This is a genomic window from Psychroserpens sp. (assembly GCF_036960315.1).
In the GTDB taxonomy this organism is placed as follows: domain Bacteria; phylum Bacteroidota; class Bacteroidia; order Flavobacteriales; family Flavobacteriaceae; genus Psychroserpens.
The window spans coordinates 36,123-50,147 of record NZ_JBALVR010000004.1 but is presented as its reverse complement, the minus strand read 5'-3'; the positions used below and the strand labels follow the sequence as shown (position 1 = coordinate 50,147).

At 34.1% G+C, this 14,025-nt stretch carries 12 protein-coding genes; 5 read left to right on the top strand and 7 right to left on the bottom strand.

Translation table 11 applies throughout. From position 1 onward, the window contains the following. Positions 1 to 39: 39 nt before the first annotated feature. The 4 genes from V7719_RS08215 to V7719_RS08200 form a co-directional block, all read right to left on the bottom strand. A complete protein-coding gene (locus V7719_RS08215) occupies positions 40 to 1,218 on the bottom strand; it encodes an AIR synthase related protein (RefSeq protein WP_335729406.1) in 1,179 nt (392 codons plus the stop codon). 36 nt (positions 1,219 to 1,254) lie between these two features. Further along, positions 1,255 to 1,935: an outer membrane beta-barrel protein gene (locus V7719_RS08210; RefSeq protein WP_335729405.1), complete on the bottom strand. Its 681-nt coding sequence runs from the start codon at positions 1,933 to 1,935 to the stop codon at positions 1,255 to 1,257. Positions 1,936 to 2,182: 247 nt separating this feature from the next. Beyond that, positions 2,183 to 2,323, bottom strand: coding sequence for a hypothetical protein (locus V7719_RS08205; RefSeq protein ID WP_335729404.1), 141 nt, complete (start codon positions 2,321 to 2,323; stop codon positions 2,183 to 2,185). Between the two features lie 339 nt (positions 2,324 to 2,662). Further along, a complete protein-coding gene (locus V7719_RS08200) occupies positions 2,663 to 4,849 on the bottom strand; it encodes a glutamine synthetase III family protein (protein WP_335729403.1) in 2,187 nt (728 codons plus the stop codon). Positions 4,850 to 5,032: 183 nt separating this feature from the next. On the opposite strand from V7719_RS08200, the gene V7719_RS08195 reads away from it, so the two are divergent. Beyond that, positions 5,033 to 6,046, top strand: a complete 1,014-nt coding sequence (locus V7719_RS08195; protein WP_335729402.1) for a glutamine synthetase beta-grasp domain-containing protein — start codon at positions 5,033 to 5,035, stop codon at positions 6,044 to 6,046. A 58-nt stretch (positions 6,047 to 6,104) separates the two neighbouring features. Here V7719_RS08195 and V7719_RS08190 read toward each other — a convergent pair whose 3' ends face one another. Next, positions 6,105 to 7,052, bottom strand: coding sequence for a calcium/sodium antiporter (locus V7719_RS08190; RefSeq protein ID WP_335729401.1), 948 nt, complete (start codon positions 7,050 to 7,052; stop codon positions 6,105 to 6,107). A gap of 204 nt (positions 7,053 to 7,256) precedes the next feature. On the opposite strand from V7719_RS08190, the gene V7719_RS08185 reads away from it, so the two are divergent. After that, positions 7,257 to 7,616: a BlaI/MecI/CopY family transcriptional regulator gene (locus tag V7719_RS08185; protein ID WP_335729707.1), complete on the top strand. Its 360-nt coding sequence runs from the start codon at positions 7,257 to 7,259 to the stop codon at positions 7,614 to 7,616. 2 nt (positions 7,617 to 7,618) lie between these two features. Next, positions 7,619 to 9,781: a M56 family metallopeptidase gene (locus V7719_RS08180; RefSeq protein ID WP_335729400.1), complete on the top strand. Its 2,163-nt coding sequence runs from the start codon at positions 7,619 to 7,621 to the stop codon at positions 9,779 to 9,781. A 74-nt stretch (positions 9,782 to 9,855) separates the two neighbouring features. On the opposite strand, the gene V7719_RS08175 is transcribed toward V7719_RS08180, so the two are convergent. Further along, entirely contained in the window at positions 9,856 to 11,850 is a 1,995-nt protein-coding gene (locus V7719_RS08175) for an endonuclease (protein WP_335729399.1), read from the bottom strand. A 612-nt stretch (positions 11,851 to 12,462) separates the two neighbouring features. On the opposite strand from V7719_RS08175, the gene V7719_RS08170 reads away from it, so the two are divergent. After that, positions 12,463 to 12,615, top strand: coding sequence for an SsrA-binding protein (locus tag V7719_RS08170; RefSeq protein ID WP_335729398.1), 153 nt, complete (start codon positions 12,463 to 12,465; stop codon positions 12,613 to 12,615). A 199-nt stretch (positions 12,616 to 12,814) separates the two neighbouring features. Next, positions 12,815 to 12,949, top strand: coding sequence for a hypothetical protein (locus V7719_RS08165; RefSeq protein ID WP_335729397.1), 135 nt, complete (start codon positions 12,815 to 12,817; stop codon positions 12,947 to 12,949). Positions 12,950 to 12,996: 47 nt separating this feature from the next. On the opposite strand, the gene V7719_RS08160 is transcribed toward V7719_RS08165, so the two are convergent. After that, the gene (locus V7719_RS08160) at positions 12,997 to 14,016 is read right to left on the bottom strand and encodes a UDP-glucose--hexose-1-phosphate uridylyltransferase (protein WP_335729396.1); all 1,020 of its coding nucleotides are present in this window, start codon (positions 14,014 to 14,016) and stop codon (positions 12,997 to 12,999) included. Positions 14,017 to 14,025: the final 9 nt, after the last annotated feature.

The following is a 14,025-nucleotide window of genomic DNA, read 5'->3' as shown; positions in this document are numbered from 1 at the left end:
ATTGACAGCCTCATTTCTTTTATTGATAAAAGGGTTTATCTAATATTCAAAAACACCATATTCACTTTTAATAGTCAACTTTTTCGCTTCGGAAGCTTCTACACGACCAACAATTTGTGCATTGACATTAAACGATTTGGATATGTTGATAATGTCTTCTGCGATGTCTGGAGTTACATATAATTCCATACGATGACCACAGTTGAACACCTGATACATTTCTTTCCAATCGGTTTTTGATTGCTCTTGAATCAATTTGAACAATGGTGGAATTTCAAACATATTATCTTTTACAATATGTAAGTTGTCAATAAAATGGAGAATCTTGGTTTGTGCTCCACCAGAACAATGAACCATGCCATGTAAACTTTCCGAAGAAAATTTAGATAGAATTGCTTTTATAATTGGCGCATAAGTTCGTGTTGGTGACAATACCAATTTACCAGCATCTATTGGTGCATTATCTACAGCATCTGTCAATTTGGTTTGACCAGAATAGACCAAATCCTCAGGTACCGACGCATCAAAACTTTCAGGATATTTTTCAGCCAAATACTTATGAAACACGTCATGACGCGCAGACGTAAGTCCGTTACTTCCCATCCCTCCATTATACTCAGTTTCATAGGTTGCTTGTCCAAAACTTTCTAGACCTACGATGACATCACCCGCTTTGATATTAGCATTATCGATCACATCGCTACGTTTCATGCGAGCTGTAACGGTAGAATCTACGATTATTGTACGCACCAAATCACCAACATCTGCAGTTTCGCCTCCAGTTGAATGAATGGTAACTCCAAAAGATTTCAAATCTTGAATGAGCTCTTCAGTCCCATTAATAATTGCCGAAATAACGTCTCCAGTAATTAGATTCTTGTTACGACCAATGGTAGAAGACAGCATGATATTATCTGTAGCACCAACACAAAGCAAATCATCGATATTCATAATCAAAGCATCTTGTGCAATACCTTTCCATACTGAAATATCTCCAGTTTCCTTCCAGTACATGTAGGCCAGTGAGCTTTTGGTACCAGCTCCGTCGGCGTGCATGATGAGGCAATAGTCATCATCATTTGTCAAATAATCTGGAACTATTTTACAGAAAGCTTTAGGGAATAAACCTTTATCTATGTTTTTGATAGCATTATGCACATCTTCCTTAGAAGCGGAAACACCTCTTTGTGCATAACGTTTACTGACATCTTGGCTCATGAGTTAGTTTTGAGCCACAAAAATAAGAATTGTTAATTACAATTTGGGTCTATTTCTATCATCAGTTATTGAATTTGCTTCAATTTCGGTAGAATAGTCTTTTAAAATTTTAGATTTCTTTACTGCACCTCCAAAATAGAAGTTGGCTCCAAATGCAATTCTAAAATAAGTATCATCAGATGCTCCTACTTCTAAACCATCAAGTGTATCACTAGACACATAATTATAGTCTGCATAGAGTTTCAAACCGACTTGATTAGACACGATATATTCGATTCCAGCACCACCTTGAATCTTAGATGCCGTTTCTTTAAAGTGGTTAGAAGCATTATAACCTCCACCTGCAAATATAAATGGAGAAAATCGTTCGTGTGGAAACAATAAAGCTTCTAAGTTTAAATCGAAAGACATAAAGCCTTCGTTATAAATATCTATATAAGCCAAATTGAATTTATGATATCCAAAATCTAATGAAAGATGTGGCGTTAATTGTCTTTTATAGCCAACATGAAAATAAATCTCAAACTGAGGATCGACTAAATCACCATTAATTACCGAAGTTCCTAATGCAACATCAAAGGCATTAGTCCCTCTTAAATTGAAAAATTTAGTGTTGGGCTCATCAGATATTTCTATTTCCTCCTGTGCGAACGAATAGCATCCAGTTAGAACAATTACTAATACTAGTAAACGGAAACGAATTTGTTGTGCTATCATCAAAATTTGTTTTGGTTAAACTAAACCAATAACAGAGCAATTTTAGGTTCAAAAGATTGGGTATCTTTAATACTTAAATAAGTATTAAAGGGAGAGCAATATAAAAAATTAATTATCAATGGGTTATATTTTTAAAAAAAAATAAATTTTGGGCATAAAAAAAGACAAATGAATTTCATAAAATACATTTGTCTTTTTACTTGGCAATGATTGTAATGCCAACTAATTTTGTAAGCATCTAAATCATTTACGATTCTGCTTGAAATCTCGCTTCAGTTTTAACAACGTTATCCTGAGTAAGGTCTTCTTTCACGTCATTAGAATCATCCTGAGAAAACAACAAGGTAGCAAACATAAGTGCTGCTACACTTAGTAGTAACTTCTTCATTATTACAAAAAATTGATTAATAGCATTACAAACTTAACACATTACGTAAGGGTTTTCATAGCTTTAACTATATTTTCGTTTAGTTGATATAATTATGCGTTGAAATACATTATTTTCAACTGTTATATGCGTTAGACGAGGTAGTTATTAACATTTGCAAATATTTAAATATTAAAAAAAAGCCTCAAAAAATGAGGCTTTCAAACTTATTTGTGCATAAATTGTTAATAATAACCAATCATGTCTGACCTAATAATAGAGGGTTCGTTTTTAGACAATTTCTTCTTTTATTCTGCCCATTTTTTGTTTCCAATTCCTGAGATGTAATTCAAAACTTTATTACTTAGTAAATAGTAATTCTCTGTATTTTGTTAGTGGCCAAAGCTCATCATCTACGAGTAATTCTAACTTATCACAGTGATATCTAATGTCATCAAAAAGAGGTTTTACTTTATGACAATAAACATCAGCTTTCTTTTCTAAATTTTCGATAGTATTAGCCTCTTTTCGCTCTGCTGTCATTTTTGTAACATTAGAGTTAATACCTTCTATATGGCTCGATATCTCTTCAATAAGAATAAGTTGCTCTTTCGCTAATTTTTTAAAGGAAGCACCATAAATTTCTTTAAGGCCCTTAACGTTTTCGATCAAGATATTTTGGTATCGAACTGCTGTGGGCACCACATGATTCCTAGCAATATCGCCTAAAACACGACCTTCAATTTGAATTCTCAACACATACTCTTCCATCTCAATCTCATAACGTGCTTCAGACTCTATTTTATTCATAACTCCCATGTCTTCAAACAATTGTATTGCTTTTTTAGACACTTTGGCTTTTAAGGCCTCAGGAGTGGTTTTATTATTGCTTAAGCCACGCTTTTTTGCTTCCTTTTCCCAGGCTTCCCCATAACCATTTCCTTCAAAAAGGATGTTTTTAGATTTTTTAATGTACTCTCTTAACACATTAAAAATGGCATCATCTTTCTTCATTGTTTTTTTAGAGATTAAAGCTTCTACCTCATCTCTAAAGTCCATTAATTGCTTGGCAACGATAGTATTTAAAACGGTCATAGGATTGGCGCAATTTGCTGTAGAACCCACGGCTCTAAATTCGAATTTATTTCCGGTGAACGCAAAAGGCGATGTTCGGTTTCTATCTGTATTATCAAGTAAAACATCCGGTATTTTCCCAACCACATTCAATTTCAAGTCTGTTTTTTCTTGTGGTGATAATTTTCCGTTGGTAACGTTTTCCAACTCATGCAGCACCTTTGTTAATTGCTCACCAATAAACACTGAAATAATAGCTGGAGGTGCTTCGTTAGCACCTAAGCGATGATCATTACTAGCCGATGCAATAGCTGCTCTTAATAATTCTTCATTATCATGAACCGCTTTTATGGTATTGATGAAAAACGTCAAAAACTGAAGGTTGCTCATTGGTGTTTTTCCTGGACTCAACAAGTTTACTCCTGTATTGGTTCCTAAACTCCAGTTATTGTGTTTACCAGACCCATTGACTCCTGCAAATGGCTTCTCGTGAAATAATACTCTAAAATTATGACGCTCTGCAACTTTTTCCATAACATCCATTAATAAGGAGTTATGATCTACTGCTAAATTGGCTTCGTCATAAATTGGAGCTAACTCAAATTGATTTGGTGCTACTTCATTATGTCTAGTTTTTACGGGAATTCCCAATAACATACATTCGGTTTCCAAATCGCGCATATACGCCATTGCTCTGTTGGGTATGGTTCCGAAGTAATGATCATCTAATTGCTGACCTTTAGCTGGGGAATGCCCTAAAAGGGTTCTACCAGTTAAAACGATATCAGGTCTTGACATTGCTAATCCGCTATCGATTAAAAAATACTCTTGCTCCCAACCTAAAGAGGCATTAACCTTTTTAACGTTTTTATCAAAATATTTGCAAACTGCAACAGCCGCCGAATCAACTGCTTGGAGTGCACGCAATAATGGTGTTTTATAATCTAATGCTTCTCCTGTATAGGATACAAACACAGTTGGAATACAAAGGGTTGTTCCGTAGATAAACGCTGGAGACGTTGGGTCCCAAGCTGTATAACCACGCGCCTCAAAGGTGTTTCTAATTCCACCATGCGGAAAACTAGAGGCATCTGGTTCCTGTTGTACTAATTGTCCGCCTTCAAATTTTTCAATAGCTAAGCCATTTCCTATGGTTTCAAAAAATGCATCATGCTTTTCTGCTGTTGCTCCTGTTAATGGCTGAAACCAATGTGTATAATGCGTTGCTCCTTTTGAGATTGCCCACTCTTTCATCCCAGAAGAGATATGATCTGCTACAGTTCTATCAATTTTAGAACCGTTACTAATAGCATCCATAACACTTTCAAAAGCATTTTTCGTCAAGTATTGACGCATGGTTGATTCATTAAAAACATTAGCCCCAAAAATCTCTGATCGTCTCACATTTTCTTCAATATGTATGGGTTGACGATTAAAAATTTCCTTTAAAGCATGAAATCTTAGAGTAGACATATTATCAATTTATTATTTTTACAGGGCAAATTTAAGCAATAATTAAACATTTAAGATATTAACCCCTAAAAAATTAGGGTATAGATAATTGTTAATAACATTTAACCTAAAATACCCCTCTTTTTTTTGACCAAAGCATAAAAATGATAATATTTGTGCTTTAATTTTTTAAAATAAAACAGCATGAGCAAATCAAAGTTAGAGTACATTTGGTTAGATGGACACAAGCCAACACAAAACATGAGGAGTAAGACTAAAGTTCAAGAGGACTTTAGTGGTAAATTAGAAGACTGTCCTGCATGGTCTTTTGATGGATCATCTACAGAGCAAGCTGTGGGCGGCTCTTCAGATTGCTTATTAAAGCCCGTAGCTATTTTTCCTGATCCTGCAAGAAAGGATGGCTTTTTAGTTATGTCTGAAGTATTAAATTCTGATGGCACACCCCATGAATCTAATGGTAGAGCAGCTATCGATGATAATGACAATGATTTCTGGTTTGGCTTTGAGCAAGAATACTTCTTAATGGATGCTAAAACTGATTTACCATTAGGTTTCCCAAGAGGTGGATTCCCTGGACCTCAAGGAAAATACTACTGCTCAGTTGGTGGACGATACACTTGGGGAAGAGATTTGGTCGAGGAACATGCAGACTTATGCATTGCTGCTGGATTGAATTTTGAAGGCATTAATCAGGAAGTAGCTCCAGGTCAATGGGAATTTCAATTATTTGCAAAAGGCGCAAAAAAAGCAGGTGACGAAATTTGGGTTGCACGTTATTTATTAGATCGTTTAACTGAACAGTACGGTTACTATATAGAGTATCACCCAAAACCAGTTAAAGGCGACTGGAACGGTTCTGGTATGCACGCTAACTTCTCAAACACCGTTTTAAGAACTTGTGGTAGCGAGGAGACATATAGAAAAATTTGTGAAGCTTTTAGACCCGTTACAGAGGAGCACATGGATGTTTATGGCGCATTTAATGACGAGCGCTTAACAGGTTTACATGAAACTGCGCATGTATCAGATTTCTCATATGGTATTTCAGATAGAGGTGCCTCTATTCGTATTCCAATTATAACAGTTGAGCAAGGCTGGAAAGGATGGCTAGAAGATCGTCGTCCAGCATCAAATGGTGATCCATACAAAATTGCAGGTCGTATTATAAAGACTGTAAAAACTGCTAATATTAGCTAGGTTATAATCTATCTTTTTATTCATAAAAACGTCTTCTTATTATTAGAAGGCGTTTTTTTTATGCCTGAGATTTGAAAGCCAAAAAGATAAATACGCCATAAGCAGCCACCAACAGCATGCCTTTATATCTTGATATGTTGAATTTCTTCGGGATAATAATTAAGGGAATTAAAATTGCAGAAAAAGCTAACATCCAAAAGATATCACGATTTAGTATCACTGAATCTGTTACTGGAATCGTTTTTATCATTGAAGTTAGTCCTAAAACCGAACCAATATTGAAAATATTAGAGCCAATTAAATTACCAAGTGATAAGGCTTTTTCCTTTTTAACTGCTGCTATAACCGAAGCTGCTAATTCTGGAACACTAGTCCCAATGGCAATAACAGTTGCTGCAATAACAGCATCACTAACACCTAAAGCGGTAGCCAATTCTTTAGCACCATCTACTAACCATACTGAACCATAGTACAAGGCAACTGCTCCAATGAGTAACCATAATGTAATCTTAAAATTGGACACCACAGCGAGACTATCATCAACTTCTTCTGTAACAGTCTCTTTTTTAGCAGACTTTATAAGCACAATTAAAAAGATAATTAATGATGCAAAAAGAACGCCTCCTTCAATATGTGTTAATTGGTTATCATTATAAAGGAAATAATACAAGGCCATTGAAAACAGCATCATTACTGGCCAATTAAGCTTGTAAAAGGATTCATCGACAGCAATAGAACTTACGATTGCTGTAATTCCTAAAACCAATCCAATATTTGCAATATTGGAGCCAATCACATTATTTATAGCTATAGCTGGAGAACCTGTTAATGCGGCATTCAAACTCACCAATAACTCTGGAGCTGATGTTGCAAAACTTACAACAGTCATCCCAATAACCATTTTGGATATATTCAATTTAAATGATAAAGCTACAGACGATCGAACTAAGAACTCACCTCCTACTACCAATAACATCAATCCTAAGATGATCCAAACTAGACTCATTTGATTTATTTCTTTTACCGCTTCACCAAAGCTTTCTTGTGTTAAAAATGCGAAGATAGTCTAATTTGAATAGTGTTAAATCATTTAAATCAATCCTTATTAATAAACCTGAAAACTTAAATTTTAGTTAAATAACTAAATCAGTAGTTGTATAACTATAAAAATAGTTATACATTTGTAATGCATTCAAAAGCACTCTCAATCATGCAAAAACTCACCAATAAAGAAGAAGAAATTATGCACATCTTATGGAAGCTTGAAAAGGCTTTTGTAAAAGATGTACTTGCCGAAATAAAAGAAGACAAACCTCATTACAATACACTTTCCACCATTATTAGACACCTAGAAGAAAAAGGTTATGTAAGCTATAATGCCTACGGAAAAACGCATCAATACTTCCCTATTGTAAGCAAAGAAGCCTACAAAAAACGCTTTATGAATACAGCAATAGAGCATTACTTTAACAGCTCTTATAAAAATGTAGTCTCCTTTTTTGCCAAGGAAGAGAAAATTAGTGTAGAAGAACTTAAAGAAATCATTGCTCTAATTGAAAATAAGAACTAATCATGGACTATTTATTAAAAGCATCAGCAGTACTTCTAATTTTTTACCTGTCTTATCAGCTATTTTTACAACGCGATACTTTTTTTCAAGCCAATCGTTGGTTTTTACTATCGGGATTAATATTGGCAAGTAGTATTCCTTTGGTAGTCATTCCGGTTTATATAGAGTACATACCCATTCAAACTTCAGGATTTGTGTCCGTAACAGGTAATTCTGTTGAATCTGCTCAAAGCGCTATTCAAGCGCAACCATTCGATTATGTGCAACTCATTATCTGGACCTATTTGGGTGGAATTCTAGTATTCTTTGGAAAATTATGCATCGAATTTTTATCACTTCGGAAAATTTTAAAAACTAGTAACTCTGTAACTTCAGACGATTTCAAAATCTTAAAAACTACTGAAAACGTAGCGCCTTTTTCATTCTTTAATCGCATTGTTTATAATCCAAAACAATTTAAAGATGAAGAACTCACACATGTGATTAATCATGAAAAAGTTCATACCAAAGAATGGCATTCAGTTGACACCATTATTGCGCAATTGGCTTGCATTTTATTTTGGTTTAATCCAATTGTTTGGTTATACAAAAAGGCATTACAGCAAAACTTAGAATTTATAGCAGATCAAAAGGCACAATATGTTTCGCCTTGTGAAAAAAGTTACCAAACTGTTTTATTAAAAGCTAGCGTAAAAAATCATCAGCTAGCATTTACAAATAATTTTTACACATCATTAATCAAAAAACGAATTGTTATGTTACACAAATCAAAATCAAACAAATTAAACCAAATAAAATTTGCAGTAGTGCTTCCGTTATTAGCGCTGTTTATGCTAAGTTTTAATACTAAGGATGTTTATGTAGAAGTCCTATCCGAAGAACACATAGACCCCATAACATTAGAAGTTCCTCAAACTGGTGATATCGAAATTGTGATTTCTAAAGACACGACGGATGACCAACTTAAGGAGATTCAAGAAAAACTTAAAAGCAAGGGTATTTCTTTCACTTACAAGAATGTAAAGCGAAACAGTAAAGGAGAAATCACAAGTATTAAAACAGACTTTAAAAGTGATAGCCATTCTTCAAATTACAATATCAAAGGTGATGATGGCATTAAAGCCTTCCGATTTAACAGTAGTGATGACTCATTTGGTGTTGGCACTATTGACAAGGGCGAAAACACATTTATATACAAGGCTAATGGTAAAAAAATAAAAACACAATCTACTGGAGGTAACGTCTATACAGTTAAAGATCTTCATGAAGAAACCAAAGGCTCAAATATTAAGGTTATAAGAGATCAAATTGTAGACACTTTTTATGTTAAAACGAGAAAGAACATTAATGCTTCAGAAAATGTAAATATATTCATTTCAGAATCTGACGAACCCTTATTTGTCATTGATGGAAAAATAGTTAAAAAGTCTCTTTTTGAGGATATAGATTCAGATGAGATTCGATCTGTAAATATTTTAAAAGGCAAGATTGCCATAGAGACTTATGGAGACCAAGGTAAAAATGGTGTTGTGATTATGTCTAAAAAAGGATCTAATAATTTTCTAATAAAAACAGACAAAAAGAACAACATCAATTATGAGTATAAGTATAATATTAAAGGAGAAGAACCACTTTTTATTATTAACGGGAAAACCGTGTCTCAAAGTGAGTTTAGAGGTCTTGAACCTAATAATATTATGAGCATTGATGTTATAAAAGACAAAAGAGCTAAAAAGGTGTATGGTGAAAAAGGTAAAAATGGTGTTATTGTTATTCGATCTAAAACTGGCTCTACCATATTTGAACAAAGTAAACCTAGAGTTATTGAGGTTAGAGAAGATGGTCCTTGGGTTGTATCATCAACCTTTATAACTGATGACTATGAAAATGATGTCACAGGAGAGTTCATCATAACCAAAAACGCAACTGATGCTTTTCTAGAACAGCAAAAAAATAAACTGAAAGTATTTGGAATTGACGCTAAGTTTAAAAAAGTGAGACGTAATAAAGCTGGAGAAATCACAAGCATTAAAATATCACTTGATGATAATGAAGGGCGAAAGTCCAGTGCGACTTGGAAAGAAAAAGAGCAAACCATTCCCGATATTGTGATGGGTAAATCTAAAGATGATAAGCTCTTTGTGAGAACTATGGGTCATTATTAAGCCAATAGCTAAATTGAATAAAAAAAGCATCCCGATAGTTATCGGGATGCTTTTTTTATGTCAAACTATCAAAATTAGTTGATAATAAGTTTCTTTATTGTTGTTTTATTGTCTGAAGTTATATGAAGTAAATAGAGTCCGCTACTGAGGTTTAAATCCACAGTTGTCTCTGGATTAGCTTTTAGAGTTTTTATCGTTCTACCTTCAATAGAAAACACGTCTACGATAGCTTCACTTTGCAAACCTTTAATTGTAATACTACTTCGAGTGGGATTAGGGTAAATTTGAATCTCAAGTTGATCAAATTCTGAAACGCTCAATTCTTGATCCCAAATAACCCCAACATTAGTTCCCCAAATGTATTCTACCAAGTCTGGTTGATCAATAAATGGATTTCTATTAAACTGCCATGTATACACAACATTGTTACGATTCATTTCATAATCATCTGGAGGATCATTTCTATGCCAATCTAATAAGATTGCTAAATTCCCTAACTCTCCTGGACCATTTTCTGGATAGCCATCAACAACAGATAAACCATTATATCTAATTTCCATATATAATACACTTCGTGCGACATCACCATAAAAGCTTCCTGCTGTTCCGATTGGTCCTTCGTATCCACCAAAAGTTGGATCTCCATAATGTTTATTGTTACGCGAGCTATTTTCTGGTCCGTCAGCAGCACGAAGCGCATGCGCATCAGAATTTCCATGACGAAGTGAATCTGCAGTCGTATTCCAAAAGACATCTCTGCCATCTGCAATTTCATCCTCTTCAATCCCACTAAATCCACCTCGAGAACGCGGATAGGTATGTTCTCGATTCCATCTTCCACTACTATTAGAACCAATTTGTACGTCTAATTTAGCGCGACCTTGCTCTGTATATAACAACCATACCTGATTACTGTTTTCGGGATTCTGGTCTGCTTCAACCAATATATCTAATATGTCTGAATAGGTTTGTGCTCTTACCACACCTTCTTCAGCAATAATAGCTTGTAAAGCAAGACGCAAATCAGCATCAGCTAACCCATCAAGTGAATTGTAGTAGCCTGTAGGTTGTGTACTGTCAACATTTCCGAAGGTAGGATTTAATGGTGTTCCAAAATTCGCCATTGTAAAATCATTATCTACAATACGGATTGCTAAATTATTATTGAGTTCTAGATATTCAGCTGGTAGACTTTCATAACGTACTCTGGTAACCTCGTCGCCTTCATCATCAGTATCGTCAACCAAAGTGATGGTTGTAGAGGCTGTCGTTTGACCCATAGGAATACTAATCGCCGTGTTTCCGGTAAAATCAGATGTATTAAATCCGAAATTATCAAGTAAGATATTAAAGTTCAGGTTTTCTGTTACAGGCATTTCACAAATAAAAGTGATATCAAAACTTTCATCTTCATTGTATTGAGATTGTGTGATACCAATACTAACTCCGTTCAGCATTATTCCGCTACCATCGTTGAGTTGTCTGGGCGTTGGTGTCGTAGACATATAAGTCACGTTATCATCCATATCGACAAAACGTTGAATAGAATTTGTATTGTTACCCGAACCCTCATTAATCTGCTGAATACTTGCAAATCTAGGATCCTGGCTAAAAATATCAATAAAATCTTGATCATCTGAATCTGCAGTATCATAGAGCAATACATCCACCAGGTTATCTATTGTGGCTAGGGTTTGCTCTGGAAAATCTGTATCGTTAGCCTGATAAATAGCTACAGCATCTGCGCCATTTTGGATTACATTTTCTGAAATTAAAAATTGAGGCACTGGACTTACAGAGTTACTACCAATAAGCAACAACCCATTAACATCGGTTTGATACCCATCCAAATCGACAGTAAAGTAACTGGTGTTCATCCCTGAACTCGACCCATTAAAAAAAACGACGACATAGCCATCTAATGGGAAATTTGGTGTATCACTTAAAAGTTCTAGGAATTCCATATTATCAATTCCAGGCGTGTCACAATCAAGTTCATTAATCACAACTTGTGAAAACGTGAATTGAAAACAACACATGGAAATGAAAACTAATAGCGGTCTTTTCATTTTATGTTTTTTACAAATGTAATCATATCAAGATGCTATTTGGAATAATAGGATTGTTAAATCATGAATTTTAACGGAAAGCGTTCTATTTTTATGGAATAAAATTCTTCAAAACTTTCAAAAATAAAAAACTTAAAAAAGATGAAATGTCGATTTTTAGTCGATTTTAAGATGAAATGCCCCTTGGTTGAAAAAAAAGCACTCAAAAACCCCCTTGAACTATTACAATAAACAACCAAAAAAAACATATATACTTACAATATGTAACATTTTTTAAGACAGCCACGTAAATATTGAAATACAAATCGTCTTTTTAGTTATAATATTATATTCAATTTCACAGATTTAGCTATAAACATTTGGAGAATGGTTTTCCAATATGATATATTGAAAACTCAATCAAGAAAACGAATTAAATATTAACCCTAAAACCAAAAAATTATGATGACACTTGCTAAATTTTTAATCGATATTATTTTTTCGATTAGATAATACAGAACCATGAATGTAAAACTTATTCTAGACTAAGTTTTACATCATTTTTTTTAAACGTTCTTTAAATTTTAAAATATGTAATTTTGCATTCAGGTTTAATTTTCTAAACCCAACCATATGAAGCAGAATTTCTTTAAAGGACTTGCCAAAATCAACAAAATACTCTTACCTAGTTATTCCAAACAACAGTTAGACCTTAGCAAAGCCACTAAACTTCAATTAGCCATTATTGGCTGGCGAGTTTATGTGACTACGCGTGCTTTGGGGTAAAACTCAATACTTACATGGGTAAATTGACTGTTGCTGATAAAGCTCCTATTTTAAAATAGTTCAAACAAAAATAACGCATTTAGAAAGCGAAAAGGCAAAAGGCACAATTCAAAAGGTAAAAGCTTTAAATGCAATTGCATTGCAAAGAAGTCAAAAATTATCGCAGATGGCAATTACGTGGTTGTTATAGTAACCTCAAGTGACTTCAATACTAATTGGTGCGATTTATAAAGAGCAACTTAAAGAAAATATGAAAGCTTTGGATAATATTGATTTTTCTACAGAAGAATTAACTCAAATAGATTCTGCATCCTGCTATTATTACGACAAATAGAAATAAGAAGGGATATAATATTTTTTCCAATGTTGATGTTTTTTTTATTATAATAAGTTTCTTAATCTGTCTGCGGCTTGCTCTGCCGTAATATCTCTTTGAGGAGAACCAAACATTTCATATCCAACCATAAATTTCTTTACAGTTGCACTTCTCAATAAAGGGGGATAAAAACTCATGTGCCAATGCCAATGATCATTAGGTTTACCATCAGTTGGCGATTGATGAATTCCACTCGAATAAGGGAATGAACACTCAAATAACTTATCATAAACTATTGTGATTTTTGAAATCGCATCAGCAAAACCAAGACTTTCTTCATCAGAAAGTTCAGTAATATTTCGATTCTGTTTTTTTGGAACGATCATAGTTTCAAAAGGCCATATAGCCCAAAATGGCATAAGTACTACAAAATCATTATTCTGATAGATAATACGTTCGTCTGCTTTTAATTCTTGTTTTAAATAATCACCCAACAAGCTACTCTTGTTTTTAATATAATATGTGTTTTGTTGTTGGTCTTTTTTATCAACTTCATTAGGTAATGTTGACTGACTCCATATTTGTCCATGTGGATGTGGATTACTGCATCCCATGACAGATCCTTTGTTTTCAAAAATCTGCACATAGTTAATCATGTCATTAGAACCCAACTCTGTGTATTCTTTTTGCCAAGTTTTAACCACTTTGTCAATGTCTTCAACAGCCATATCTGCCAAACTTTTTGAGTGATCTGGACTAAAACAGATGACTTTACAAATGCCTTGTTCACTTTCGGCTTTAAATAAACCTTCGTTTACAGAAAATTTAGGCGTTGTGGTTTGTAAAGCTGCAAAGTCATTGGTGAAAACAAAAACATCTTTGTAAACTGGGTTTTGCTCCCCATTAATTCTGGTATTGCCAGCACATAAGTAACAGCTTGGATCATGCGTTGGACGTTGCTCATTAGAAATAGCTTCATTCTGCCCTTGCCATGGTCGTTTTGCTCTATGAGGCGACACTAAAACCCATTCTCCAGTAAGTATATTTAATCGCTTATGCGAATAGTCTTGCAAATTAGTATTCATCTTATTAAT

Excerpts from the sequence above, each read along its gene's own strand:
- V7719_RS08215 (WP_335729406.1), bottom strand. The coding sequence starts at position 1,218 with ATGAGCCAAGATGTCAGTAAACGTTATGCACAAAGAGGTGTTTCCGCT.
- V7719_RS08210 (WP_335729405.1), bottom strand. The coding sequence starts at position 1,935 with ATGATAGCACAACAAATTCGTTTCCGTTTACTAGTATTAGTAATTGTT.
- V7719_RS08205 (WP_335729404.1), bottom strand. The coding sequence starts at position 2,323 with ATGAAGAAGTTACTACTAAGTGTAGCAGCACTTATGTTTGCTACCTTG.
- V7719_RS08200 (WP_335729403.1), bottom strand. The coding sequence starts at position 4,849 with ATGTCTACTCTAAGATTTCATGCTTTAAAGGAAATTTTTAATCGTCAA.
- V7719_RS08195 (WP_335729402.1), top strand. The coding sequence starts at position 5,033 with ATGAGCAAATCAAAGTTAGAGTACATTTGGTTAGATGGACACAAGCCA.
- V7719_RS08190 (WP_335729401.1), bottom strand. The coding sequence starts at position 7,052 with ATGAGTCTAGTTTGGATCATCTTAGGATTGATGTTATTGGTAGTAGGA.
- V7719_RS08185 (WP_335729707.1), top strand. The coding sequence starts at position 7,257 with ATGCAAAAACTCACCAATAAAGAAGAAGAAATTATGCACATCTTATGG.
- V7719_RS08180 (WP_335729400.1), top strand. The coding sequence starts at position 7,619 with ATGGACTATTTATTAAAAGCATCAGCAGTACTTCTAATTTTTTACCTG.
- V7719_RS08175 (WP_335729399.1), bottom strand. The coding sequence starts at position 11,850 with ATGAAAAGACCGCTATTAGTTTTCATTTCCATGTGTTGTTTTCAATTC.
- V7719_RS08170 (WP_335729398.1), top strand. The coding sequence starts at position 12,463 with ATGAAGCAGAATTTCTTTAAAGGACTTGCCAAAATCAACAAAATACTC.
- V7719_RS08160 (WP_335729396.1), bottom strand. The coding sequence starts at position 14,016 with ATGAATACTAATTTGCAAGACTATTCGCATAAGCGATTAAATATACTT.